Raw genomic sequence first — 24,263 nt, forward strand, 5'->3', positions numbered from 1 at the left:
GAAAACGGACGCTCGCATTCAGCGCCGGGCGGCGGACGCGGGCGGTTCGCGGGTCTCGACGAGGTGGGCGAAGACGACCACGTTGCCCGAATATCCGGTCCTGCGGTCGTAGTTGCCGCCGCAGGTGATCAGCCTCAGTTCGGGGCGGCCCCGGTTGCCGTACACCTCGCGGTTGGGGAACCGGTCCTTCTCGTAGGACTTGATGGCGTCGACGGCGTACACGGCGACCCGTCCGTCGGCGCGCGTCACCTCGACCAGGCGGCCGCGCCGCAGTTCGCCGAGGCCGGCGAAGACGGCCGGTCCGGTGTCGGTGTCCAGGTGGCCGACGGCGACGGCGGTGCCCTGCTGCCCGGGGGACGGGCCGGCCTCGTACCAGCCCACCCGGTTCGCGTCGTCGTCGGGAGGTGCGGGCAGCCGCCGTTGGCGGTCGAGCCGCAGGCTCATGACCGGGGCGTCGACATCGAGGAAGTCGATGGCGAGACGGGTCGCGCGGGAGCGCGGCAGAGACGGGGGCCGCGGTGCGGGTGGCGAGGGCGGGGCGGCCTTCGGCGGGGGCCGCCGCGGCGCGGCGGGGCGGGGCGGGGCCGGCTCCCCGGTGCGCGGCGGTGCGTCCGGGCGCCGCGAGGCCCGCTCCTGGCCTGGCGGCGGTACGTCCGGACTTCGCGGGGCCGACACCCCGGTGCCGCGCGGAGCCTGTTGCGCGGCTCCCCGGGCGTCGGTCCGGACGGTGGCGGGCGCTGCCGCCGGGGGGCCGGGCCGGGCGGCCTCGACCGCCCCGCCCGACTCCTCGCCCTGGGTCCACCAGACGCCGCCCGCCACCAGCGAGACGGTCATCACGACCGTTCTCGCCAGGCGGTAGGCGCGCGTCCGGTGCCAGGGCCTGCGTCGACGACTACGCGCCATGCGGGCGACGGCGGAGCCGGAACCACACCACCCCGCCGGCCGCGGCCACACCTACGGCCGCGGCGCCGGCGACCGGGGCGAACGCCTGGTCGCGCGCGATGCCGCCGCCACCGGCGGGCGGGCCGCCGTTCGGACCGCCCGGGCCGCCGCCGGGACCACCGGGGCCGCCGGGCGGGGTGACGCAGTCGACCTTGAACACCTTGTGCTTGCCCGCGCCCGACCCACCGGTGATGTTCCAGGTGAGCTTGTACTGCCCGTCGGGCAGCGTGTAGTCCAGCGTGTGCCCGGCGCCGGTCGGGAGCGCGATCTCACCAGAGAGGGTGGCACCGTTGGCGACGGGCGGCTGGGTCACGATGTTCCAGGTGATCTCCTGGCCCTGGTCGAAGTTGGCGGCGTCGATGTAGAACTTGCAGACCTTCGGCTCGTCGCGCGGGTCGCCGTACGGCGTGCGCGCTACGTTTCCGAAAGGCGCCGTGTGGATCTTGACGGTGCCGTTGTCTCCGGGCGCCAGTGGCACGGCACCCGCCGTGGCCATCCCGGACAGCGGGCCGAGCGCGACGGTGAGTGCCGCGAGCGTGGCGGTGCGCGCTCCGGCTCGGCGGGCGAGAGACGTGGTGGGCATACGAAGTCCTCCGAGTCAGGTGATTGTCGTACAAATCACGCTTCACCTGACTCTCTTTCACATCCCGTTCATCAAAAGGCGGAGCCTCGCCTTACGACCCGTCAGTCATCGCTCGTCCGGCCCAAGGCGACCCCCGGCCGACGGGGCGCGACAGGCTCCGCGGCCGGCCTCGCCGGTGAGCGCAGCGCGACACCCGAGGAGAGCAGCAACAGCACGCCCAGCATCACGAACGGTGCCGCCACGCCTGCCACGCCCGCGACCAGGCCCGCCGTGGCGGGGGCGGCGACCTGGCCCAGGCGGTTGCCGGTCAGCCGTAGCGCGAGGGCCGTGGAGCGGGCGCCGTCGGGGGCCGCCTGGACGACCGTCGTCATGGACAGCGGCTGTCCGACACCGAGGCAGAAGCCGAGTGCGGCGAGCATCACGGCGAGCGCCCACACCGGCACCGGCAGGGCGATGCCCGCGCACAGCAGGGCCGCCAGCAGGCACGTGACGGTGAGCAGGAGCGAGCGGCCCAGCAGGCGCAGCAGCGGGGTCAGCACCAGCCGGCAGGCGATCGTGGCCGCCGCGCGGAGGCTGAGCAGCAGACCGATGACGGAGGGCGCGATGCCGCGGTGTTCGCCGACCACCGGGAGGTAGGCGGTGAGGATGTCGGTCGCGGAGAGCACGGCGAGGCTGACGAAGATGCCGGCGGGCACGCCCCGGGCCCGGAGGATGCGCTGGACGGGGACGCGATCACCGTGTCCCGCACGGGACTTGGCCGCCGTGTCGCGCTGCTCTATGCGCCACAGCGAGGTGAGTGCGACCGCGCCCCCGGCCCCCGCCACGATCAGCGCGAGGGCGCTCGTGCCCGCCATGTCCGGGCCGCCGATCAGCGCGCCCGCCGCGACGGGTCCGACCAGTTGGCCGAGGGAGGCGCCGATGGTGAAGTGGCCGAAGTTGCGGTCCTGTTCGTGCGGGGCGGACTGGCGGGCGACGAGGGACTGGGCGCCGATCACGAAGCAGAGGTGGCCGAGGCCCATCACGCCGCTCCAGACGGCCATCACCCAGAGGGAGTTCGCCATGCCGCTCAGCGCACAGCCGCCGGATATCAGGACCACGCCGACCGGCAGCAGGGGCGCGCACCGGCCGTGGTCGGTACGGCGCCCCAGGGGGACGGCCGCGAACAGCGGGAGCAGGGCGTAGACCCCCGCGATCACGCCGATCGCCCGCTCGTCCGCGCCCAACGCCAGCGCCCGGTAGGAGACGGCGGGCCGGGCCATCGACACCGCCCCCTGCGCGAAGCTGAAGGCGATGACGAGGCGGAGCAGCCAGCCGCGGTTCCCACCGGGCGCCATGTTCAAGTCCTCCGGTTCGAGTCCCCTGCTTCGGGGCCCCAGTTGCACGTCCTCGGGTTCAAGTCCCCCGTGGACCAGGTCAGATGATGCCGAACACGATCCCCGCCGCCAGGATGAGGAGGCAGGTCAGCGCCGCCCACTTCACCACGAACCTGGTGTGGTCGCCGAACTCGACCTTCGCCATGCCGACGAGGACGTAGACGGCCGGGACGAGCGGGCTCGACATGTGCAGCGGCTGGCCGACGAGGGAGGCGCGGGCCATCTCCAGCGGCGAGACCCCGTGCGCGGCGCCGGCCTCGGCGAGGACCGGGAGGACACCGAAGTAGAAGCCGTCGTTCGACATGAAGTAGGTGAGCGGGAGGCTCAGCAGACCGGTGACGAGGGCCATGTGCGGGCCCATGCCCTCGGGGATGACGTCGACCATCCAGCGGGCCATGTGGTCGACCATGCCGGTGCCCTGGAGGACGCCCGTGAAGACGGCGGCGGCGAAGACCATGCCGGAGACGTTCAGGACGTTGTCGGCGTGGGCGGCGAGCCGGGCCTTCTGGTCGGGGATGTGCGGGAAGTTCACGGTGAGCACGAGCGCGGCGCCGAGGATGAACAGCACCGGGATCGGCAGCCACTCCATGATCATGGAGGTGAGCAGGGTGACGGTGACCAGCGCGTTGAACCAGTACAGCTTGGGACGCAGGGTGGCGCGGTTCGGGTCGAGGACCGTGAAGCGCTCCTCGTCGTCGTCATCCTCGGCGTCGGTGCCGGAGCCGGAACCGCCGGTGACCTTCTCGGTGCCGGACGCGCCGGAGCCGGAACCTGCGCCCACGAGAACCGTCTCGGACTCCTTCTCCTCGACCTTCTCCTCCACCAGGATCTCGCCCAGCGTCAGCACGCCCAGGCGCTTGCGCTCCCGCAGACCCAGGAAGTACGAGAGGACGAAGACGCCCAGCAGGCCGACGAGCAGGGCCGGGATCATCGGGACGAAGATGTCGCTGGCGTCGAGCTTGAGCGCGGTGGCGGCGCGGGCGGTCGGGCCGCCCCACGGCAGGGTGTTCATGACGCCGTTGGCCATGGCGGCCACACCGGTCATCACGACCAGGCTCATCTTCAGGCGCTTGTACAGCGGGTACATCGCCGAGACCGTGATCATGAAGGTGGTCGAGCCGTCGCCGTCGAGCGAGACGATCGCGGCGAGGATCGCCGTACCGACCACGATCCGCATCGGGTCGGCCTTGGCGAACTTCAGGATCCCCCGGACGATCGGGTCGAAGAGACCGACATCGATCATCACACCGAAGTAGACGATCGCGAACATGAGCATCGCCGCGGTGGGGGCGAGGCTGGTGACGCCGTCGATGACGTAGTCACCGAGGTGGGCGCCCTTCCCTACGAAGACACAGAACAGTGCCGGGATCAGCACGAGCGCCGCGATCGGCGACATCTTCTTCATCATGATCAGGACCAGGAAGGTCGCGATCATGGCGAAGCCGAGGATGGTCAGCATGAGTGGATACCTAACGTTCGCCCTTGAACTCCCACCGGAGTCGGCAGTGCGTTGACGTTAGGACTCGTCAAGCGGCGTTAACAAGACGTTGACATGCGAGCAATAAGCGCAAAACTGCTGGTCACAGCTTTGCGCTGCTCACAGGGTCGCGACGGTGGCCAGATTTACGGGGAAGCCGTTGAGGACCGCGTTGCCCGACAGGGGGTCGAGCAGGCTGCCGTCGAGGAGCTGGTTGACGTTGACACCGGGCTCCTTCAGGGCGTGGTTGAGCCGGGTGCCGGGCCGGTCGTGACCCCAGCCGTGCGGCAGGCTCACCACGCCCGGGCGCACGCCGTCGGTGACCTCGGCCGGGGCGGTCACCTCTCCCCCGGCCCCCTTCACGCGGACGGCCGCCCCGTCCGCCACCCCGAGCCGCTCGGCGTCCTCGGGGTGGATGTGCAGGGTGCAGCGGTTGGTACCACCGGTGAGGGCGGGGACGTTGTGCATCCAGCTGTTGTTGGAGCGCAGATGACGGCGCCCGACGAGGACGAGCCCCTCGGGGCGCTCGGCCAGGGCCTGCCGCAGCCGCGGCAGATCGTCGACGATCGGCTGTGCCAGCAGCTCGACCTTGCCGCTGCGCGTCTTCAGCGGCTGCGGCAGCCGCGACGCGAGCGGTCCGAGGTCGATGCCGTGCGGATGCGCCAGCAGCCGCTCCAGGCTCAGCCCGTCCGGTCGCACGCCGAACCCGTCGCCGTACGGACCGAGGCGCAGCATCATGTCGAGCCGCCGCTCGGGGCCGCTGACTCCGGTGAGCTGCGCGGCGAGCTCCTTCGGGTCGCGGCCGTGCACCGGGGACCACGGCTCCTTGACCGCCTTGCCGAGGGTCTGCCCGATGACCAGGTCGTCGACGGCCGACGGGTCGGCGCCGTGCATACCGGTCGCGGCGAGGACCAGCCGGGCCAGGATCTCGGTCTCGGCCATCCGGCCGGGCTCCAGGGGGACCGCGGGGCGGTTGTAGCGGACCTGGTTGCGGACGGCGAGGGTGTTGAAGGCGAAGTCGTGGTGCGGGCTCTGGGAGGGCGGGGGCGGCGGCAGGACGACGTCGGCGTGGCGCGAGGTCTCGTTGAGATAGGGGTCGACGCTGACCATGAAGTCGAGCGAGTCGAGCGCCTTGTCGAGCCGGTCGCCGTCGGGCACGGACAGCACGGGGTTGGAGGCGACGGCGATGAGCGCCCGGATCGGCTCGCCCTCCTCGGTCGCGGTGTCGATCTCCTCGGCGAGCGCGGAGATCGGCAGCTCGCCCTTCGCCTCGGGGTGCCGGCTCACCCGGGAGTGCCAGCGGCCGAGCGCGAAGCCGTGGCTCGGTCCGGCGGGCCGGGGCGTCCGGTCGGTGGCGGCCTGCGGAAAGAGCGCGCCGCCGGGGCGGTCGAGGTTGCCGGTGAGGATGTTCAGTACGTCGACCAGCCAGCTGGCGAGGGTGCCGTGCGGGACCGTGCAGCTGCCGATGCGGGCGTAGACGGCGGCGGTGGGGGCGGCGGCGAGTTCGCGGGCCAGGGTGCGGATGGTGCCGGCGTCGATGTCACAGGCTCCGGCGACGGCCTCGGGGGTGAAGTCGCGCAGTTCTCGCGGGAGTTCGTCGAGCCCCAGGAGGTGCGGGGCCAGCTCCCCGGTGTCCACCAGGTCTTCCTCGAACAGCACGTACGCCATCGCCGCCAGCAGCAGCGCGTCCGTACCGGGGCGGATCGCGAGGTGGCGGTCGGCGAGCTTGGCGGTGCGGGTGCGGCGGGGGTCGATGACGGTGAGGGTGCCGCCGCGGGCCTTGAGCGCCTTGAGCTTGCCGGGAAAGTCGGGGGCGGTGCACAGACTGCCGTTGGACTCCAGGGGGTTGGCGCCGATCAGCAGCAGATGGTCGGTGTGGTCCAGGTCCGGCACGGGGATCGCGTTGGCGTCTCCGAAGAGCAGCCCGCTGGAGACGTGCTTGGGCATCTGGTCGACCGTCGAGGCGGTGAAGACGCTGCGGGTGCCGAGGCCGGCGAGCAGGACCGGCGGGTAGAGGGCGCCGGCCATGGTGTGGACGTTGGGGTTGCCGAGGACGGCGCCCACGGCGTTCGGCCCGTACCGCTCGACGACCGGCCGCAGCCCCGCGGCCACCGCGTCGAACGCCTCTTCCCAGGTGGCCTCGCGCAGCTCACCGTCCTCGCGTACGAGCGGGGTGCGCAGCCGGTCGGGGTCACCGTCGACGGCGCCGAAGGACGCGCCCTTGGGGCAGATGAACCCCTTGCTGAAGACATCGTCCCGGTCACCGCGGGCGCCGGTGACCCGGGTCCCCTCGATGGTGAGCGTCAGGCCGCAGGTGGCCTCGCACAGGGGGCAGATACGCAGGGCGGTGCGGGACACGGGTCCTCCTGGGGCGACGGTGCCTGTTCCGGCGAGGATACCGACCGGTAGGCATGGAGGGGAGACCTTGCGGGGGTGCGGTCGGAAAACCGCGAGGGGGCGTGGGGCGGGGGTCAGTCGAGTCTGTCGAACAGGATCGGGCCGTTGCCGGTGCCGACGATCAGCTCGCCCCGAGGGCCGGTGTCGAGGGCCGTGCAAGGGGAGGGCAGGGTGATACGGCGCTGGATCGCGCCGCTGCGGGCGTGGGCGACGACAAGGTCGGCACGGTCACCAAGGACGTAGCGCTGTCGGTCGGGGAGAAGAACGCAGAAGTCCGGGTAGAACGCCGGAGGGTGTTCGGTTCGCAAGCCCGGGGAGTCGGAGACTCCGTACCAGTGGCTGTGGCCACGGAACCGGACCTCTCGAAAACGGCGCGGCCGCTCGCCACGGGCCGCGAAAAGGTCCCGAAGGCGGTTCCACGGCAGGGTCACCGCGTCGACGTCACTCACCAGCAGCAGGTCCTCGCCTTCGGGGCCGGGCAGAGCGAAAGCTCCGATGATCCAACTGCTGGGCACCCGCAGTTGCGCCCACCGACGGGTCGTCGTGTCGAGCACGCCGAGCACCTCCGCATCGAGCGCCCACAGGACGATCAGCCTGCCCCCGCAGTGCACCGCTCGCGGGTTCTCGTCGTAATAGGTCCGCTTCTCCCCGCCGACGGAACACGGCTGGTGGGACAGGGGGCCGCGATCGACGTCGAGGACGAGAACTCGGTCGTTCCTGGGCCAGTCGGCCGCGAGCAACAACAGGGATTGCGCCCCGGTCGGGTCGGGAACCACCATCGGCCGCGCCTCGGGGCGCTCGTGGTTCAGGGGCAGGAAGACCGGTCGGCCTTCTGAGGTGAGCATGCCGTCCTGCCGGAAGTCCCAGTACTGCAGCAGCCGCTCCTCGCTCCGGGCGAAAAGCCGTGGCCGACTCCCCGACACCGCGCCCAGCCAGGTCACCGCGTGTTCCCCGACCGGCCGCAGCCGGCGCACCAGCGTGCCGTGCTCCGCCTCCCGGGCCTGGAGCGAGCCGTCCGCGCTGCCCGCCACGACCACCAGTCCTCCCGGCTGTCCGTCGGCGGGCACGACGGCGACGGCCGTCACGGGCCGTACGGCGTCGAGCGCCTCCACGACCCGGCGGCCCTCCAGCCCTTCCCTGAGCCACCAGATGTGACCGCGGTCGTCACCGCACAGCAACCCGTCCTGCGTCGGGTGCAGTGTGGCGACGGACTGCGGCAGCCGTTGCTCGCAGCCGTCGTCGTGCGTGATCAGCCGGCCGTCGACACCGCCGCTGACCAGCCCCTCAGCGGTATAGGCGAGAGCTCGCACGTGGCCCCGGTGGGCGACGGTGCCCGGGCCGAGGGGGCGGCACGCCGGCAGGGACCACTCGCGCACGGAGCCGTCGAGCCCGCCCAGGGCCAGCCTCCCCGAGCCGTCCGGGGCCAGGGCCAGGGCAGTGGCCCACACCTCCTCGGCGGGGTCCGGACCGTGCACGTACATCCGCCCGGCGCCGACGTCCCAACAAACGATCCGGCCCGTCCCGGTGCCGGCGACCAAAACGTCCCGGTCTCGTATCCGGCCCGTGGTGAGCTTGGTGAGCGTGTCGTCGACGGTGAACTCCTGCTCCGCGACCGGCATTCCGGCGCGCAGCACGAGGATGCGTACGCGTCCGGCGTACTCGCCGACGGCGACATAGTCACGGCCGTCGGAAGTGTGGCCCACAGCCGCGCAGCTGGTCGGCAGGATCGCCTGAACGCCCGGGCCGAGTTCGGGCACGGGCAGCCACCGCCGCCACAGCTCATGCGGTCGCGCCAGGTCCCAGCAGCGGATCACCCAGTCCTGCCCCACGCTGACCAGGGCGGACCCGCCGGTCGGGCCGCGGACCTCCCCGACCGCGAGGACCTGTCGCTCATGGGCGGTGACGTGCGTGGAGTCCGCCGCGTGGGGAGTGGGCCACAGTCGTACGACACCGTCCGAGCCGCCGACGCAGACCGTGTCGCCGGCCCGGCACAGGGCCGTAGCCGCGTGCTCCAGCACCTGGCCGCCCACGCGCTCCCCGGTCACGAGGTCGTAGATCTGCAGACCGCGCGCGTTGCCCTGGACGGAGACACAGGCCGTGGGGCCGAGGTCGAAGGCCGCCACGCGGGCCCGGACCCGGTCCACGCTGATGGGCAGGCCGAGCGGGCGACCGTTGTCGAGGTCGATGCGGTGCAGGCGTCCGTCCTGGGTCACGGCCGCGACGATCCACTGCCGTCCGACGCGATGTACGGCCAGCGAGGTGGTGGGCGCGATATCCGTCAGCAGGGTTCTGACGGGTCCGCCCGTGGTGAGGGACGACAGCCGTACGGTGCAGTCCTCGCCCGCGGTGACCAGGAGTCGGCCGAGCGGGTGGCCGTCGACCTGGTCGATGAGGGTGACGGCGCCCTCGTGGCCGGTGACGGTCGACCCCTGACTCTCCTGGAGCGGGACCGAGAAGTACGCCACGAGGCCGTCGTCGCGGCCCAGCAGCAGTATCCCCTGGGCGAGTCCGCGGGGCGCGGCGCACGTGGTGACGCGGGTCCCCGTCTCCGCCGGGGACATCACCACCTCAGGAACGGCTGTCAGCCAATCGGCTCGCTTCTGCCAGTCCTCCAGCTCGTACTTCCACAGGGGACCGCGCTCCCGCCGGGTCAGGGGACGATGAAGTCGCACAGTGGTGAGGCCGTAGAGGAGCAGATGGCCGGTCCGCATCCGCAGGGCGGCTGCCCATGGTTCACCGTGCGAGTCGGCGAGCACCACCAACTGCTCCGGCACATCCGGGAATTCTCGCTCGGCCCGGGGATCCACGGCCGGGACGGGCGGCAGCATCCATGTGCTTCGTTGGTTGCCCTGCCAGATGTGCAGCACCCGCGTGTAGTTAAGCGTCCGCACACTGCCGTTCTCCAACCCGATGTGCCGGTCGGCGTCCAACGCACCCACGGCTTCCTTGAGTTGGGGCAGGACGGTCAGCGTCCACGAGTACCACTCGGCCGCCCCCTGGTGCGCCCGCACCTCGCCCCCGTCGTCCAGGTCGACCCACACCGCGGTGCGCCGCGCGAGGTCCAGGAACCGCGCTCCGTCCTCCCGTGGTACCACCACCCCGTTGCCCAGCCCGAAGCCGACCCCGTCGTACCGGCGCTGTCCCTGCTCCGGATTCCACGCCGCCCACCGTGCCCGCCAAGGCAGCCCCTCGTCCCCATCGTCGCAGGAGGCCGCCAGCACATCGGCCCGACGGCACACCGCCGCCAGTCGCAACAGGGCCCGCGCCTGCGGATCCGCCCCCCTCCCGTCCCGACCCAGCAGCTCCTCCTCCAGATCGCGCACCGCCCGCCCGGCCCGCTGCCCCTCCCTCGTCCGCAGCCCCGGCAGCGCAGCCAGCAGTCGCCCCGGTTCGGCACTCAGCACGAACCCGGCGTCCTGGACCAGCGGGTCGAGCACTCCGCCCTCCCTCGCGTGCAACGCCAAGTACCTGCGCACATACGGATGTTCCACCTGCCGGAGCGTCTGGGTGATCGTCCGCTGCAGCGCCTGCGCGTCCCGCCCTTCCCGCAGATACTCGATCAGCGCCCGGTGATACACCCGGTACACCGACCCCCCGGCCTCCACGCTCTCCACGACGTACGATCCGGCCGCCTGCCGCAGCCATACGACGTCCTCGTCCCCGTAGTCCCGGTCGGTGAGCGACGAGGCCAGCCGCGGCCAGACGCCCGCCCAGGGCAGACCGGCGCCTTGGGCGTAGGCCAGCGGCAGCAGGAGGTCGCGAGCCCGGGCGGCGAGGGGGCCCAGTCGCTGGACGAGGTCGCGTTCCATGGCCTCGCCGGGCAGCCTGGGCAGTGCCTCACGCCACTCCTGGTCGCGCGGGTCCGGTGGGTGCGGGTCCCGGGCCAGGGTGCGGGCGGTGATGCGGGCGACCAGGAAGGAGCGTCCGGCGGCCTCGGCGACGGCTTCGGCGATGGCGTCGAGGAGACGAGGTGCGGCTCGGCGCAGAGTGGAGCCGGGGGCGGCGAGGAGTTTGCGGGCGTAGGCGCGGACGGCGCCGGGATCGCGGTACCGCTCGGAGTCCAGGTGGACGCGCGGCGCGTCGGCGGGCAGCCGGTCGGCGATGTGCGGGCGGGCGCCGACCAGGAGGCGCAGCGGGAGGCGGCGTTCGGGGTCGGTGAGCGGGGCAAGGAGTTCGTCGACGGTCTCGTGGGGGGCGAGGGCCTCGTCGAGGGAGTCGAGGAGGACGACCAGAGGTCTGCTTCTGGTCTGGAGGTGGGCGGAGAGCGCTCCGAGGGAGTCGGCGGCGCAGCCGGCCGCGGCGGAGAGGGCGTCCAGCAGCTGACGGGTGGAGAGGTGGCCGGCGTTCACACGGATGTCGACGTCCCCGGGGCGGGGCAGCAGCGGCGGCAGTCCGTCGCGAGGCACAGCGGCGGCGCGCTCGGGGTGGGTGAGCACGGCGACCATGCCGAGCACCGAGGATTTGCCGGAGCCGGGGTCGCCGGTGACCACGCACAGCCGTTCCTCGGCTCGGCGCGGGTCGAGCCAGGTTGTGATGTCGCCCAGAGCGACGTGTCTGCCGGTGAAGTCCCAGACCCCCTCGGTGGCCATGTCGGTACCGCGCGCCCGGGGCAGGAAGAAGCCGCGCATGTCCTGTTCGCGGGCGTCCTTCTCGCGGGCGGCGACGGCCACGATCCGGTCGATCTCCTCCAGCTTCAGCCCGGCGGCGTCGGGGATGTACCGAGGGTTGGGCAGGAAGGCGGGGATGTCACCGGTGGCGTGCGCGAGGGACCAGACCGGGCGCTGGGCGTGCGGTACCTCGGGGTCGGCGCTGATGGCCGCCATGACCTGTTCGAGGCTGATGTGGGCGGGTGCGTGCCCGACGGTGGCATGGCGGCGTACGGCCCGGTCGAAGGCGGCCGAGAGCGCCCCCGTGTAGGCCTCCTCCTTGCGGCGGGACGCGGAGACCAGCACCAGGCCGGTGTTTCCGTGCTCGGTCACCGGCACTCGGAAGCGGCGGGCGTCCAGGGCGCCCCGCAGTGCTTTGTCGGCGCCCTCTTCGGCGTAGCAGGCGTCGATCAGCACCAGCAACCGCTCGACGGCGGTCCCCTGCCAGAGCTGACCGACCAGGTCTTCCGTGGGCAGGGCCGTGCCATACAGGTCGTCGGTCCGGCTGTCGTGCAGGAGGAGGTAGTGGCTGCCGTTGTCGGGGTCGGTGACTCCGTGGGCGGCGAGGTACACGACGACGTGGTCGTCGGGGCGGCGGTCGGGGGCGGTGGCGAAGCCGCGCAGTGCGGCGCGCAGCTCTTCGCGGGTCGGGTTGAGGCCGGTGTCGGCGCCCCGGCGGTAGCCGAGTTCGTCGAGGAAGAGTTCCTCGATCCGGCGTACGTCGTCGGCGAGTTCGGCGCGTTCGGCGTCGGGGTGGGCCGACACGTCGGTGACGGCGGCGGCGATGAGAAAGCGGCGTGCCGGGTCGGGCACCGGCGTCTCAGCCGGGGACGCGGCAGCCATCGGTCACCGCCCGGCCCGCCTCGGCCGTGTTCAGGTACCGCGTGGCGTCGTGGGCCCGCGCCCCGTTGTGGACCAGATGACAGCGGACACGCTCGCCGAACAATGGCCGCAGGTCCTTCACCAGCGCGACGACGTCTCCCTCGTCGGCGAGGTTGGTCCACTCGGCGACACCACCCGGCCAGTGGCCCGGTCCACCGCTCTCGCCGGTGCGCAGACGGTCGAAGACCAGGTTACGGATGCCGAGGGGCGAGCCCGCTGTCAGCAGGGCACGCACCGGCCACTCGGGGTGCGCGCACAGGGCCTCGTAGGCCACGACGCTGCCCAGGGAGTGCGCCACCACCATCCGGGTCCGCCCGTCCACGGCGTCCGCGACGCGGGACTGGACGGCGTCCCGGACGTGGGTGTCGCACAAGTAGGCGCGGACCTGCTTGAGGTCGAGGACGAGCGTGCGCAGGGCGACCCCTGTGAAGAACCGGGAGCGACTGAGGGCATTCAGGGCGCGCTGGACCACCTGTGGCGTGCGCGCCAGGGTTCTCGCGTCCGGCGGCAGCACGGCGGGGTCCGTGCGGGCCGCCTCTTCCCACCAGGCGAGGAGCAGTTCTATCTCGAAGCCGTCCTCGATGTCGGAGGCGTCAAGGGGCGGGTCGCCGACTGCGAGGGTACGGCCGGTCGGACGGAACAGGTCGCCGTAGAAGACACAGCGCACATCCTCGGGTTTCAGAGTGAGCGAGGAGTCCGCACGCAGCAGACCGTCGGCGAGCGCGGAGTGCCAGGCGGAGGCCAACTGGTGCTCCCCCAGGTGTTGTTGGCCAACACCGTGAATGCAGACCACCCGCGTCATGGCGTCCCCCTGTCGCCGGCCCAGGTCGGATCACCTTAGCAACGGCGTTGTCTGCGTGGGACGTTCCCCGTCAGTCCAGCACCCGCGCCAAATAAGCCCGCAACATCTCCCGCGCCTCCCCGATGACCCGCTCGTCCCCCTCCGGAGCCACCCGGAAGGCCAGGTGGACGAGGGTGTCGGCCGTTTCCACGGCTATCAGGAAGGTGCGCCGCAGGTCCTCGTCCGGCTCGCGGTCGATGTATCCGGAGAGGAGCTCGGTGAGGCGGTCGGCGACGCGGTGGTTCGGTTCGGCGTGGCGTGCGCCGACCGGGATCTGGTTGCCGAAGTCGACGAGGGAGAAGCCGGGGGCGGTGCGTTTCATGGCGAGGTACTCGTCGAGGACCGCGTCCATCGCGGCTCGCCAGCCGCCGCCCGTGGCCTCTTTGAGGCGCTCGGTGACGCGGGCGGTGAACCGTTCGAGGTTGCGCTGGGCGAGGGCGTCGGCCATCTGCCGCTTGTTGCCGAAGAAGCGGTAGACGGAGCCGATGGGGACGCCTGCGCGCTGGGCGACGGCCCGGGTGCTCAGGTCGTCGTAGCCGACCTCGTCGAGCAGGTCGGCGCAGGCGTCGAGAATCCTGGTCAGCCGTTCGGCACTGCGCCGCTGCACGGGCGCTCGGCGTAGCGATGTCGCGTCGGGCACGGGCTTCATGATGCCTTTCCGCCGCGGTCCGGTGAACCTCGCCCCCCTGTACGAAGAAGGTTGGCCGGTGCACTCAGTGCGGACGGTCCCGCGGTGGCCTCGGCACCCGACGCCGTGATGTCGGCCGCGCTCTCGACGGGGTCGCCGTCGACGACCCACACGGTGCCGTCGTCGGCGTGGAGCCGTGCGGTGACGGTGTGCGTGCCGCGGGGGACGAGGTCGGCGGGGATGTGGCACTCGGGGGTGCGCAGCCGGGAGACGAGGGTGCCGTCCACGAAGAGGTACACCAGGCCGCGGCCCTTGACCGCCTTCGGCTTCGTGCCGGACGGGGAGAAGCGGAAGTTCTGCACGGTCAGGCGCACGTCCCAGCTGTCGTCGCCGTCCGGCTGCACCTCGATGTCCACGTCGGGCGCGTTCTCGTCGTCCACCTCGCGGTAGTGGCGCCCGTCCTCGTCGGTGTCGTCGAGCACCTTGCCCACGGGCGACGGCGACACCGCGCTGTTCTGCTGTTCCCGCGCATGATCGGCTCCGCAGCTCGCGGTTCCGGCCCACAGAAGGACACAGACCGCGAGCGCGGCCGGCAGCGTCCGCGTCCACGACATGCCCGGGAGACTAGAACAACGTTCCGAAAGCCGAATCCCCCTTGAGTCTGGTTCTCCTCCTCCCTGATGAGGAGGCCCACCGTCGAAAGCACCCCCCGCGGCCCCCTTGCGCCCACGAAACCGCAATCCTACGGTGATACATAGGAATCAGAGTCGCAAGGGAGCGATCATGAGCGGGGAAGCGCGGAAGACCGCGGAAGGGCTGACCTACCTCTCCGGTTTCGGCAACGAGCACAGCTCGGAGGCCGTCCCCGGAGCACTGCCCGAGGGGCGCAACGCACCACAGCGCGCACCCCTCGGCCTCTACGCGGAGCAGCTCAGCGGCACGGCGTTCACCGAGCCCCGGGCCCACAACCGCCGCTCCTGGCTGTACCGGATCCGCCCCTCGGCCGCGCACCCGGCGTTCACCCACACCCACAACGGCTGGATCCGCTCGGCCCCGTTCACGGAGTCCGTGCCCGACCCGAACCGGCTGCGCTGGAACCCGCTGCCGGATCCGAGGGAGGGCACCGACTTCCTGGCCGGTCTGTGGACCCTGGGCGGCAACGGCGACACCACCCAGCGCACCGGCATGGCCGTGCACGTCTACCACGCCACCGACTCCATGGACCGCGTCTTCAGCGACGCCGACGGCGAGCTGCTGATCGTCCCCGAACAGGGCGGCCTGCTGCTGCGCACGGAGTTCGGCCTGCTGCACGCCGAGCCCGGCCATGTGGCCCTGATCCCGCGCGGCGTCCGCTTCCGCGTGGAACTCCTCGACCCCTCCGCCCGCGGCTACGTCTGCGAGAACTACGGCGCCCCCTTCCAGCTCCCCGACCTCGGCCCGATCGGCGCCAACGGCCTCGCCAACGCCCGTGACTTCAAAGCCCCCGTGGCCGCCTACGAGGACGTCGAGGGCCCGGTCGAGGTGGTCAACAAGTTCTGCGGCAACCTCTGGACGGCCGTCTACGACCACTCCCCGCTCGACGTGGTCGCCTGGCACGGCAACCACGTGCCGTACGTCTACGACCTGCGCCGCTTCAACGTCATCGGGTCGATCTCGTACGACCATCCCGACCCGTCGATCTTCACGGTGCTGACGTCTCCGTCGGACACCCCGGGGCTGGCCGGCGTGGACTTCGTCGTCTTCGCGCCGCGCTGGCTGGTCGGCGAGGACACGTTCCGGCCGCCATACTTCCACCGGAACGTGATGAGCGAGTACATGGGCCTGATCGAGGGCGCCTACGACGCGAAGGCCGAGGGCTTCGTGCCCGGTGGCGGCTCGCTGCACAACATGATGTCGGCGCACGGTCCGGACCGGGAGACGTTCGACCGGGCGAGCGCGGCAGAGCTCAAGCCCCAGAAGGTCGACGACGGGCTCGCGTTCATGTTCGAGACGCGCTGGCCGGTGACGCTGACCGCGCACGCGGCCCAGGCGGATCATCTGCAACGGCACTACGACGACGTGTGGAAGGGGCTGGAACGCCACTTCCGCGCGCTTTCATGACGTCGTTCGCCTACGGGGCGCCAAAGCCGGTGTCGAGACCACGACCGTGCTCGACCCTTCGGGCCTCCGCGCGCTCGCGCTCTCGACACCGGCGCGCCCCTTCGGCTCACTCCGTTGCACTGATCGGCGTCGACCGGTACGGATAGCCCCGTGACCTCCTTCGCCCCGGACTCGATCGTCCTGAACCGCAAGCTGCCGCTCTGGTACCAGGTCTCGCAGTCACTGCGCGCCTCGATACTCGGCCGCTCGCCGCAGGATCCGTTGCGGCTGCCCACCGAGGAGCAGCTGGCGGGTCATTACGGGGTGAGCGTGCTGACCATGCGGCAGGCGCTGAAGGAGCTGGAGGACGAGGGGCTGATCTCGCGCCATCGCAGGCGCGGCACGTTCATCGAGCCGGACGCGCTGCGCGGCGCCCCGGTCCGGCTGCTCGGCTCGGTGGACGCGATCGTGGCCCAGCAGTCGGGCATGGTCACAGAACTGCTCGACCACGGCCGGGGTCCCGTTCCCCCCGAACTCGCGGAGTACTTCCCGGACCTGGGCGAGGTGGCGACGTACCACCGCCTGCGGGGCGACGAGAAGACGGGCGAGCCGACGAACCACGCCCGCAACTGGATCCGCCCCGAACTCGGCGCGCGCATCGACCTGGAGGACCTGGTCCGCTGGCCGATGACGAAGGTGCTGCGGGACGGCGTCGGGGCGGACATCAGCCGCATCACGGACACGGTGGAGGCGCGTCTCGCGGACCCGAAGACGGCTCAGCTGCTCCAAGTGCCGCTGCTGAGCCCGATCCTGCACTACACGGGTGTGACGTACGACGGGGAGGGACGAGTACTGGACGTGGCGGTGATCCACTACCGGGGCGACCGCTTCTCCTTCACGGTGACCCTGGAAGCCAACTGACCCGTGTGTCATCGCCAAGTCGTACGATGCCCAGCGTGACGCACGACGACGCTCCGCTGCTCGCGGACCTCATGCCGTGGTCCGTCGCACCGCCGCGGCTCGGCCGGGCGTGGCCGACGGGCCCCGACGCGGCATCCCTGAAAGCCCGCTGGGACGCCCTGCTGAAGGCCGAGGGCCCGGACCGGGAGGCCCTGTTCGAGCCGACGCGGTCACGCACCCTGCGTTCCGCGGTGGGGCAGCTGCCGGGGCGGACGGGAGGCACGGAGAAGCTCGCCCGCGCGGCCGGGCCCTGCGCCGAGCCGGTACGCGTCCTGCACGCCCCCTTCGACGAGCACTGGCTGATCCCCGACCACCGACTGATCGACACGGCCCGGCCCGAGCTGTGGCGGGTGGCGGACGAGCACCAGGTCTTCGTCGCGGAGACCGCCGGCGGTCCCGGCCCGGTGCTGATCGCCACGCCCCTGCTCCCGCTGCTCCGCCCCGGCCGCGTCCGCCCCCTGTACCGGCGGCCGGACGGGGTGGAACCCAACCTGGCACCGGGTCTGCCGGAGTATCTGGGCGAACGGCTCGGACGCTCCGTGACGCCGCCGGACGTCCTCGCCTGGACCCTGGCGACCGTACGTCCGGACCTCGCCGTCCCCCTCACCGACGACCCCGAACTCTGGGCACGCGGCACCGAACTGGGCCACCGCCTCCGGAGGCTCATGCGCCGCGACGGCGACCGCCCCAAGCTCCCCGGCGGCCGCCGCCCCTACGTCCGCGCCCCGCTGCCGTCCCGCCCTCTCGGCCTGCACTACGACCGCGACGAGGAGGCCCTCCACCTCGACGAGGGCCGTATCTCCCCCGTGCCCCCGGAGGCCTGGGACTTCGAGGTCAACGGCGTACGCGTCCTGGAGGAGTGGTTCACGGCGAGGACGGCGGAGGCGGAGCCGGGCACCCTGTCGGCCATCCGCCCGGCGACCTGGCCCCAGACCTGGACGTCGGAGCTGCTGGAACTCATCACGATCCTGGCACTGACCGCGGGAGTGACCCAGCGGCAGACCGAGTTGACGGTGACGGCCCGGATCACGGCGACGGACCTGCGCAAGGCGGGCGTGTTCCCGGTACCGGACGCGGCACGTCGACCGGCCTCGGTGCTGGACCATCACGAGGAGGGCCCGGAAGGCCAGTTGGGCTTGATCTAGTTCTTCGGATCGAAGGAGTCCAGCAGCCTGGTCAGCATCCGGTCGAACATCCCCTCCGGATCGTCCGGCGGAGCCATCCCCTGCGCGAACAACGCGGCCAGGTGCGGATACTCCCCCGTCCCGACGCGTCCCCTCATGTACGCCCCCCGCACCGCCTGCTCCTGCTCCGCCGACCACGGCACGGACCGCGACCGCTCGGCGATCGCCTGCTCGTTGGCGACGAACGTCATGACCGACCCGTTGACCATCCCGAACAGCTCCAGCTTGGTGCCGGGCGGCACGTCGAGGCCCTCCAGACAGGCCAGGACCCGGTCGAGAACGCGTAGCGCATTCGGGCTGATGGCGTACGCCGTCGACATCACCCGCACCACCCAGGGATGGCGCCGCATGATGCCGAGCGCCTGCCGGGCGAAGTCCCTCATGTCCGCCCGCCAGTCCCCACCGCCCTCGGCAGGGAGCTCGTACTCGCCGCTGATCAGATCGACCATCAGCTCGTACAGGTCCTCCTTGCGCGGCACGTAGTTGTAGAGCGACATCGTGCCGCAGCCGATCTCGGCCGCCACCCGCCGCATCGACACCGCGTCCAGCCCGTCCGCGTCGGCGATCCGGACCGCCGCCGCGGCGATGTCCGCACGGCTGTACGCCGGTTTCGGGCCTCGGCCTGTCCGCTCGGGGCGCGCCCAGATCACCTCGGGTTCGGCCGCTCGGCCCGCCATTGATCATCACCTCGCCACCATCTTAGTTACGTACAGCGTACGTAGTGAGGTAGCGTGGCCGTATGACTTCTACGTACGCTGTACTTAGTGAGGGTCTGGAGCGCCGCTTCCGCGATGTCCACGCGCTGCGCGGACTCGATCTCGCGGTCGAGGAGGGCACGGTCTGCGGACTGCTCGGACCCAACGGCGCGGGCAAGACCACCGCGGTGCGGGTGCTGACCACACTGCTGAGGCCGGACGCGGGGACGGCACGGGTCGCCGGGCACGACGTGGTGCGCGAGGCCGCGCGGGTCCGCCGCCGGATCGCGGTCACGGGGCAGTACGCCTCGGTGGACGGCGACCTCACCGGCGCCGAGAACCTCCGGCTGTTCGCGCGACTGCTGCGCGTCCCGCGGACCCGCGCCGACGAACTGCTGGAGCGGTTCGGACTGACCGACGCCGCCGACCGGCCCGCGCGCACCTACTCGGGTGGCATGCGCCGCCGCCTCGACCTCGCCGCGAGCCTCATCACCCGGCCCGCCGTGCTGTTCCTGGACGAGCCGACGACCGGGCTCGATCCGCACAGCAGGAACGAGATCTGGGACGCCGTAAGGGAGTTGGTGGGCGAGGGGACCACCGTGCTGCTGACCACGCAGTATCTGGAGGAGGCCGACCGGCTGGCCGACCGCGTCGTACTGATCGACGAGGGGCGGGTCGCGCACCAGGGCACTCCCGCCGAGCTCAAGGCACAGACAGGACGGTACGCCGAGGTGGTGGTCGCCGAGGACGGCGGCACCCCCGCGCTGCACGCGGCCGCCGTGGTCCTCGACCAGCTGACCGGTGCCCGTCCGGTGCTCGACGCCGAGCGGCGCACCGCGGGCGCGGTCGTCCTCGACCCCGGCCTCACCCTCCCCCGCATCGTCCGCGAACTCGACGCCGGCCGGGTGCCCGTCGTCGACGCGAGTCTGCGCCCGCCCACCCTCGACGAGGTGTTCCTGCGCCTCACCGCACGAGAGGAGGTCGCCGCATGAGCGCGGTGATCCACGACGGAACGGCGGTCCTGGGCCGTCATCTCCAGAAGGTCCGGCACGCTCCCGCGATCACGGTCATGACGCAGACGATGCCGATCGTCTTCCTGCTGTTCTTCGGTTATGTCTTCGGGAGCGCCCTGGCCATGCCGGGCGAGGAGTACCGCGCGTTCCTGGTGCCGGGGATGCTGGTGGCCACGGTCGCGAACGGGATCATGACCGGGATGTTCACCGCTGCCGCGGACTCCCATCGCGGGGTGATGGACCGCTTCCGCACGCTGCCGATGAGCCGCTCGGCGGTGCCCGCGGGCCAGGCGGTCGCCGATCTGCTGGTGACGGCGGTCGGGCTGGTTCCGCTGCTTCTCGTCGGGCTCGCGATGGGCTGGCGGGTCGAGGGCGGGTGGCTCGCGGCGGCGGGCGCGTTCGGTCTGCTGCTGCTCTTCCGGCTGGCCGCCACCTGGGTGGGCATCCTGCTGGGGCTCGCCTCACGCAGCGAGGAGGCGGCCGGGCAGCTGGGCGGTGCGACCTTCATGCTGCCGCTGCTGTCCAACGCGTACATCCCCGTCGACGGCATGCCGGGCTGGCTGCGCACGCTCGCCGAGTGGAACCCGATCAGCGCGGTCACCACGGCCGTACGGGACCTCTTCGGCAACGCGCCGGTTCCGGAGGGGGCTGCCTGGCCGGTGGCTCATCCGGTCGCCGGGTCGCTCGCGTGGTGTGCGGTGCTGATCGCCGTGTGCGCACCGCTCGCCGTGCGTCGGTATGCGCGCGGGGAGCGTTGAGACAGGGCAGGCGGAACCAGTGGGCGCCGGACGTGACTTGGGAGCGTTCGCGACCCGACTGACGGGCCCTGCCGGTGAGTTCGAGCGGGGTGGGGTGGAGGGTGGACCCGCGCCCGATGGACGTACCTGGCGCTGCCGCGTGCCGTGGGGATGACGGACGACGGGGTCGCGGCAGGGCGCCGGGGCGGTACGGCCGGCCGGGCGCGGGTCGAGAACGCCTGAGCGTGTCGGGCTAGCGCCCGCCGAACAGCGACCGGCGCAGTCGGCGCAGCGGAGCGAAGAGCGAGACGCGACGGACGCGCGCACCCCTGTCGCTGCGGCCTTGCGCGGGCTCACGGGCGGTCAGCTCACGCATCAGAGAAGTCGCCTCGGCCGCCTCCCGCTGCGGGACGACAGGACCGCCCAGCACCGAGAGATGGCGGTCGAGGCGCGAACTGGTCGCGCTGCTCCCGCAGGTGATCGCAGGGACCCTCGCCCTGCTGCGCACTGTTATCTGTTCCATGTCACTCCCCACCCGTACGAGTCCACCCGGCCCGGGCAGGGTAACCCTATCGCCCCCTGGGGGCACTCGTGTATCGCGGTCACAGGATTCACCTTCCCCGTAAGGGCGTTGACGACCCCTCCGTGGTTACTCTCCGAATCCAACCGATTTCAGGGCGAGTTGGACAACTGGCTGTGTAGTGGGCTGCGCCGATCCTCCGCCGGGCTCGACGGTTACAGCCAGTGACGTGGCGGACTTGTCGAGACCGGACGTGACCAAGGGCGTGTCGGCATCGAAGAGCCCGAGGGAGCGCGGTTGCGCGCCGGGGCGCATGAGCCACAACTGGTTCACGCGGCCGGCCGGGATGTCGTCGTATCCGCTGAGGGTGACGACCGCTTTCCCCTCCGATGCGGACGCGACAACTCCGATACTGCGGCCCTGTGCGTCCTTGCCGGTGCTCGCCCGGGCGTCGGGAGCTGCGAGAACGTGGGCGATCTCACTCGACCGAACCCGCTCGGCGTTCAACTGGTCCCGGGTGTCGTTCGCCTGTACGGCGAACAGGGCGGCGACCACGAGGGCCGCGGCCGCCGTGGCCGTGGCGAACGGCACGAAGAGGGGGCGGCGCTCCCGGGGCGCACGGGTGCGCGCGGGTGGTGCCTGTGTGCCCCAGACGTGCGGCGGCAGCTGTGGCTCGTGCACACGCCGGGGTTGTGCGCGCACCGGTTCCTGCGCGGTGGTGCGTACGGCGGCCAGGACCCGGTCGCGCATCGCGGCCGGCGCCGGGACGGCCGTCGACCAGGCGAGGCGCACGGCGTCCTCGGTCAGGGCGCGGACCTCGGCGGCGCAGACCGGACAGTCCTTCAAGTGCTTCTCGAAGCGGGTCCGCTCGGCGGGCTCCAGGGCGTCGAGCGCGTAGGGCGCGGCCAGGGAGTGCGGGTCATCGCGGCGGAACAGTTTGTCGAGGAGGCTCACGCCACACCTCCCAGGCACTCGCGCATCCGGGTGAGTCCGTCGCGCATACGGGTCTTGACGGTGCCCAGCGGCAGCGAGAGCCGCTCGGCCACTTCACGGTACGTGTAGCCGTCGTAGTAGGCGAGGGTGACGGACTGGCGCTGGAGATCGGTGAGCCGTTCCAGACAGCGGCGCACCCACTCGCGTTCGAGTCCGGCCTCGACCTCCTCGGTGACGTGGTCGAAGGCGGGGCCGTTCGTCCGCCGGGCCTCCCGCAGCTCGCGCTCGCCGGCCGCGCGGGCGCTGCGCACCCGGTCGACGGCCCGGCGGTGGGCGAGGGTGAGGACCCAGGACAGGGCGCTGCCCCGGCCGGGGTCGAACCTCGCGGCGGACCGCCAGAGTTCGAGCAGTACCTCCTGGGCCACTTCCTCCGACTGCGCCGGATCCCGGACCACCCGGCGCACCAGCCCGAAGACCGGCCCGGAGACCAGTCCGTACAACTCCTCGAATGCCTTCTGGTCCCCACCCGCAACGAGCACCAGAAGCTCGTCCGCCTCCAAGTCGCCTCCCCCTCCCGCGAAACCGCATCTGGGCCGTCCGGCCCCCCGAGATATTCGCAACGAACCCACCTCCGGATGGGGTTACGGATCAGCGGGCCGAAAACGCGGGTCGCCGTTCGATGAAACATGATCCCGATTCCGCCGTAAGAACGTTTGGGATTCGACCAATCCGCCCTGCCGACCGCTCCGAATCAGCGTTCGTCAGGCAAGTTGGGACTGAGGACGGACGGCATGACACCTATCTCCAGGAGCGGTGCGGGGCGCAGGAGCGTCGCGACCCTCATATGCGCTTCGCTGGCCGCCGGAGGGCTCGCAGCCGCCGGTGTGGCCGCGCTGGAACCGGGGGCGGCCAACGCCTCCAGTCACCGGGAGGCCCCGCTCATCTCCGGGGACCCGCAGTACGACAACACGGACGTGTACGCCTTCGTCAGCCCGGACAAGCCGGACACGACGACGCTCATCGCGAACTGGATCCCCTTCGAGGATCCGGCCGGCGGACCGAACTTCTTCACGTTCGCCGAGGACGCGCAGTACGACATCCACATCGACAACAACGGTGACGCGCAGGGCGAGCTGCTCTTCCGCTACACCTTCAAGACGCATGTGAAGAACGACAAGACGTTCCTGTACAACACGGGTCCCGTCGAGAGCCTCGACGACCCCGACCTCAACGTCACGCAGACCTACGACATCGAACTCATCAAGCTGAAGAACCAGCATGAGGTGTCGAAGACCAAGGTCGCCGACGACGTGCCCGTGGCACCGTCGAACGTCGGCAAGGCGTCGATGCCGGACTACAACAAGCTGCGCAAGGAAGCGATCCACGAGCTGCCGGGCGGCTCGACGACCTTCGCCGGCCAGGCCGACGACCCGTTCTTCCTGGACCTGCGCGTCTTCGACCTGCTGTACGGCGGCAACCTCTCCGAGGTCGGCCGTGACACCCTCAAGGGCTACAACGTCAACTCGGTCGCCCTCCAGGTGCCGACGGACATGATCACGGAGTCCAAGGACCAGCCGATCGTCGGCATCTGGTCGACGACCCAGCGCAAGAACGCGCAGGGCTACTACGCGCAGGTCTCGCGCCTGGGCATGCCGCTGGTCAACGAGGTCGTCAACCCCATCAAGGACAAGGACAAGTTCAACGCGTCCGCGCCCTGGGAGGACGGCCAGTTCCTGCAGAACGTCACCAACCCGGAGCTGCCGAAGCTCATCGAGGCGATCTACAAGATCGACGCGCCCGACGAGCCGCGCAACGACCTCGTCGACGTCTTCCTGAAGGGCGTCGAGGGCCTCAACCAGCCGCCGCACGTGCGGGCGGCGGAGGAGCTGCGCCTCAACACGTCCATCAAGCCGACCCACGATCCCAAGCGGCTCGGTGTGCTGGACGGCGACAACGCGGGCTTCCCGAACGGGCGTCGGCTCTCCGACGACGTGCTCGACGCCGCGCTCCAGGTCGTCGAGGGTGAACTCCTCGGTGCCAAGAACGACTTGGGTGACGCGGTCGACAAGAACGACAAGAAGTTCGGCAAGTCCTTCCCGTACCTGGCCAACCCGACCGCGGGGTCCCGCGGGAAGCTGGCCAAGGGCACGAGCGGTGGGAACGACGTCCGTAACCAGCTGGGCGACGCGCTCCAGCCTGCCGGCTCCTCGACCGGGATGGACGACACCACTCTGGTCGCCGCGTCGGCCGGTGCCGGGGCGGCCGGCATCGCTCTTATCGGTGCGGGTCTCATGTGGTGGCGTCGGATGCGGACCCGGGCGTACTAGGTCGTATCCGAGCCGCGGGCCGGTGGGGGTTGTTCGCGCGGTTCCC

At 71.4% G+C, this 24,263-nt stretch carries 19 protein-coding genes; 6 read left to right on the forward strand and 13 right to left on the reverse strand.

The genetic code is table 11. The features are described 5' to 3' along the window. Positions 1 to 18 precede the first annotated feature (18 nt). The 9 genes from ACIOHP_RS19645 to ACIOHP_RS19685 all read right to left on the reverse strand — a co-directional run bounded on the left by ACIOHP_RS19645 (position 19) and on the right by ACIOHP_RS19685 (position 14,383). Positions 19 to 903, reverse strand: a complete 885-nt coding sequence (locus ACIOHP_RS19645; RefSeq protein WP_401888976.1) for a class F sortase — start codon at positions 901 to 903, stop codon at positions 19 to 21. Continuing rightward, on the reverse strand, positions 893 to 1,525 hold the full coding sequence (locus ACIOHP_RS19650) for a hypothetical protein (protein WP_401888979.1): 633 nt from the start codon (positions 1,523 to 1,525) through the stop codon (positions 893 to 895). The genes ACIOHP_RS19645 and ACIOHP_RS19650 overlap by 11 nt, the downstream gene beginning before the upstream one ends. 101 nt (positions 1,526 to 1,626) lie before the next feature. Then, positions 1,627 to 2,859: an MFS transporter gene (locus ACIOHP_RS19655; RefSeq protein WP_401888981.1), complete on the reverse strand. Its 1,233-nt coding sequence runs from the start codon at positions 2,857 to 2,859 to the stop codon at positions 1,627 to 1,629. 79 nt (positions 2,860 to 2,938) lie between these two features. Then, positions 2,939 to 4,357 carry a citrate:proton symporter gene (locus ACIOHP_RS19660; protein ID WP_361548951.1) on the reverse strand — a complete coding sequence of 473 codons (1,419 nt, stop codon included), beginning with the start codon at positions 4,355 to 4,357 and terminating at the stop codon, positions 2,939 to 2,941. A gap of 138 nt (positions 4,358 to 4,495) precedes the next feature. Continuing rightward, positions 4,496 to 6,733, reverse strand: coding sequence for a molybdopterin oxidoreductase family protein (locus ACIOHP_RS19665; protein ID WP_401888984.1), 2,238 nt, complete (start codon positions 6,731 to 6,733; stop codon positions 4,496 to 4,498). A 113-nt stretch (positions 6,734 to 6,846) separates the two neighbouring features. After that, positions 6,847 to 12,261, reverse strand: coding sequence for a caspase family protein (locus ACIOHP_RS19670; RefSeq protein ID WP_401888987.1), 5,415 nt, complete (start codon positions 12,259 to 12,261; stop codon positions 6,847 to 6,849). Continuing rightward, complete coding sequence (locus ACIOHP_RS19675; RefSeq protein WP_401888989.1) at positions 12,239 to 13,102, reverse strand: hypothetical protein; 864 nt, start codon at positions 13,100 to 13,102, stop codon at positions 12,239 to 12,241. Before ACIOHP_RS19675 ends, ACIOHP_RS19670 begins: the two co-directional genes overlap by 23 nt. Before the next feature lie 70 nt (positions 13,103 to 13,172). After that, positions 13,173 to 13,790, reverse strand: a complete 618-nt coding sequence (locus ACIOHP_RS19680; RefSeq protein ID WP_361548943.1) for a TetR/AcrR family transcriptional regulator — start codon at positions 13,788 to 13,790, stop codon at positions 13,173 to 13,175. Further along, positions 13,787 to 14,383: a hypothetical protein gene (locus ACIOHP_RS19685; RefSeq protein WP_401888992.1), complete on the reverse strand. Its 597-nt coding sequence runs from the start codon at positions 14,381 to 14,383 to the stop codon at positions 13,787 to 13,789. Before ACIOHP_RS19685 ends, ACIOHP_RS19680 begins: the two co-directional genes overlap by 4 nt. Positions 14,384 to 14,552: 169 nt before the next feature. On the opposite strand from ACIOHP_RS19685, the gene hmgA reads away from it, so the two are divergent. The 3 genes from hmgA to ACIOHP_RS19700 all read left to right on the forward strand — a co-directional run bounded on the left by hmgA (position 14,553) and on the right by ACIOHP_RS19700 (position 17,953). Then, positions 14,553 to 15,869 carry a homogentisate 1,2-dioxygenase gene (gene hmgA, locus ACIOHP_RS19690; protein WP_401888995.1) on the forward strand — a complete coding sequence of 439 codons (1,317 nt, stop codon included), beginning with the start codon at positions 14,553 to 14,555 and terminating at the stop codon, positions 15,867 to 15,869. A gap of 150 nt (positions 15,870 to 16,019) precedes the next feature. Then, entirely contained in the window at positions 16,020 to 16,769 is a 750-nt protein-coding gene (locus ACIOHP_RS19695) for a GntR family transcriptional regulator (protein ID WP_401888998.1), read from the forward strand. Between the two features lie 26 nt (positions 16,770 to 16,795). Further along, positions 16,796 to 17,953: a type ISP restriction/modification enzyme gene (locus ACIOHP_RS19700; protein WP_401889001.1), complete on the forward strand. Its 1,158-nt coding sequence runs from the start codon at positions 16,796 to 16,798 to the stop codon at positions 17,951 to 17,953. On the opposite strand, the gene ACIOHP_RS19705 is transcribed toward ACIOHP_RS19700, so the two are convergent. Continuing rightward, positions 17,950 to 18,669 carry a TetR/AcrR family transcriptional regulator gene (locus ACIOHP_RS19705; RefSeq protein WP_401889004.1) on the reverse strand — a complete coding sequence of 240 codons (720 nt, stop codon included), beginning with the start codon at positions 18,667 to 18,669 and terminating at the stop codon, positions 17,950 to 17,952. The genes ACIOHP_RS19700 and ACIOHP_RS19705 overlap by 4 nt on opposite strands. 62 nt (positions 18,670 to 18,731) lie before the next feature. Between ACIOHP_RS19705 and ACIOHP_RS19710 the strand changes: the two genes are divergently transcribed. Together ACIOHP_RS19710 and ACIOHP_RS19715 are read left to right on the forward strand one after the other, a co-directional pair. Beyond that, on the forward strand, positions 18,732 to 19,679 hold the full coding sequence (locus ACIOHP_RS19710; RefSeq protein WP_401889007.1) for an ATP-binding cassette domain-containing protein: 948 nt from the start codon (positions 18,732 to 18,734) through the stop codon (positions 19,677 to 19,679). Then, entirely contained in the window at positions 19,676 to 20,458 is a 783-nt protein-coding gene (locus ACIOHP_RS19715) for an ABC transporter permease (RefSeq protein WP_401889009.1), read from the forward strand. Before ACIOHP_RS19710 ends, ACIOHP_RS19715 begins: the two co-directional genes overlap by 4 nt. A gap of 232 nt (positions 20,459 to 20,690) precedes the next feature. Here ACIOHP_RS19715 and ACIOHP_RS19720 read toward each other — a convergent pair whose 3' ends face one another. The 3 genes from ACIOHP_RS19720 to ACIOHP_RS19730 all read right to left on the reverse strand — a co-directional run bounded on the left by ACIOHP_RS19720 (position 20,691) and on the right by ACIOHP_RS19730 (position 22,450). Continuing rightward, a complete protein-coding gene (locus tag ACIOHP_RS19720; RefSeq protein ID WP_307032799.1) occupies positions 20,691 to 20,960 on the reverse strand; it encodes a hypothetical protein in 270 nt (89 codons plus the stop codon). Between the two features lie 126 nt (positions 20,961 to 21,086). Beyond that, a complete protein-coding gene (locus tag ACIOHP_RS19725; RefSeq protein WP_401889012.1) occupies positions 21,087 to 21,911 on the reverse strand; it encodes an anti-sigma factor domain-containing protein in 825 nt (274 codons plus the stop codon). Continuing rightward, on the reverse strand, positions 21,908 to 22,450 hold the full coding sequence (locus ACIOHP_RS19730; protein ID WP_361486729.1) for a sigma-70 family RNA polymerase sigma factor: 543 nt from the start codon (positions 22,448 to 22,450) through the stop codon (positions 21,908 to 21,910). Before ACIOHP_RS19730 ends, ACIOHP_RS19725 begins: the two co-directional genes overlap by 4 nt. Before the next feature lie 231 nt (positions 22,451 to 22,681). Between ACIOHP_RS19730 and ACIOHP_RS19735 the strand changes: the two genes are divergently transcribed. Then, on the forward strand, positions 22,682 to 24,217 hold the full coding sequence (locus ACIOHP_RS19735) for a DUF4331 domain-containing protein (RefSeq protein WP_401889015.1): 1,536 nt from the start codon (positions 22,682 to 22,684) through the stop codon (positions 24,215 to 24,217). Positions 24,218 to 24,263: the final 46 nt, after the last annotated feature.

The sequence above is a fragment of the Streptomyces sp. NPDC087859 genome, assembly GCF_044742595.1.
GTDB classification, from domain to species: Bacteria; Actinomycetota; Actinomycetes; order Streptomycetales; family Streptomycetaceae; genus Streptomyces; species Streptomyces canus_F.

Coding starts and splice junctions, on each gene's coding strand:
- ACIOHP_RS19645 (WP_401888976.1), bottom strand. CDS start 903: ATGGCGCGTAGTCGTCGACGCAGGCCCTGGCACCGGACGCGCGCCTAC.
- ACIOHP_RS19650 (WP_401888979.1), bottom strand. CDS start 1,525: ATGCCCACCACGTCTCTCGCCCGCCGAGCCGGAGCGCGCACCGCCACG.
- ACIOHP_RS19710 (WP_401889007.1), top strand. CDS start 18,732: ATGACTTCTACGTACGCTGTACTTAGTGAGGGTCTGGAGCGCCGCTTC.
- ACIOHP_RS19705 (WP_401889004.1), bottom strand. CDS start 18,669: ATGGCGGGCCGAGCGGCCGAACCCGAGGTGATCTGGGCGCGCCCCGAG.
- ACIOHP_RS19720 (WP_307032799.1), bottom strand. CDS start 20,960: ATGGAACAGATAACAGTGCGCAGCAGGGCGAGGGTCCCTGCGATCACC.
- ACIOHP_RS19700 (WP_401889001.1), top strand. CDS start 16,796: ATGCCCAGCGTGACGCACGACGACGCTCCGCTGCTCGCGGACCTCATG.
- ACIOHP_RS19680 (WP_361548943.1), bottom strand. CDS start 13,790: ATGAAGCCCGTGCCCGACGCGACATCGCTACGCCGAGCGCCCGTGCAG.
- ACIOHP_RS19670 (WP_401888987.1), bottom strand. CDS start 12,261: ATGGCTGCCGCGTCCCCGGCTGAGACGCCGGTGCCCGACCCGGCACGC.
- ACIOHP_RS19675 (WP_401888989.1), bottom strand. CDS start 13,102: ATGACGCGGGTGGTCTGCATTCACGGTGTTGGCCAACAACACCTGGGG.
- ACIOHP_RS19735 (WP_401889015.1), top strand. CDS start 22,682: ATGACACCTATCTCCAGGAGCGGTGCGGGGCGCAGGAGCGTCGCGACC.
- ACIOHP_RS19655 (WP_401888981.1), bottom strand. CDS start 2,859: ATGGCGCCCGGTGGGAACCGCGGCTGGCTGCTCCGCCTCGTCATCGCC.
- hmgA (WP_401888995.1), top strand. CDS start 14,553: ATGAGCGGGGAAGCGCGGAAGACCGCGGAAGGGCTGACCTACCTCTCC.
- ACIOHP_RS19685 (WP_401888992.1), bottom strand. CDS start 14,383: ATGTCGTGGACGCGGACGCTGCCGGCCGCGCTCGCGGTCTGTGTCCTT.
- ACIOHP_RS19660 (WP_361548951.1), bottom strand. CDS start 4,357: ATGCTGACCATCCTCGGCTTCGCCATGATCGCGACCTTCCTGGTCCTG.
- ACIOHP_RS19715 (WP_401889009.1), top strand. CDS start 19,676: ATGAGCGCGGTGATCCACGACGGAACGGCGGTCCTGGGCCGTCATCTC.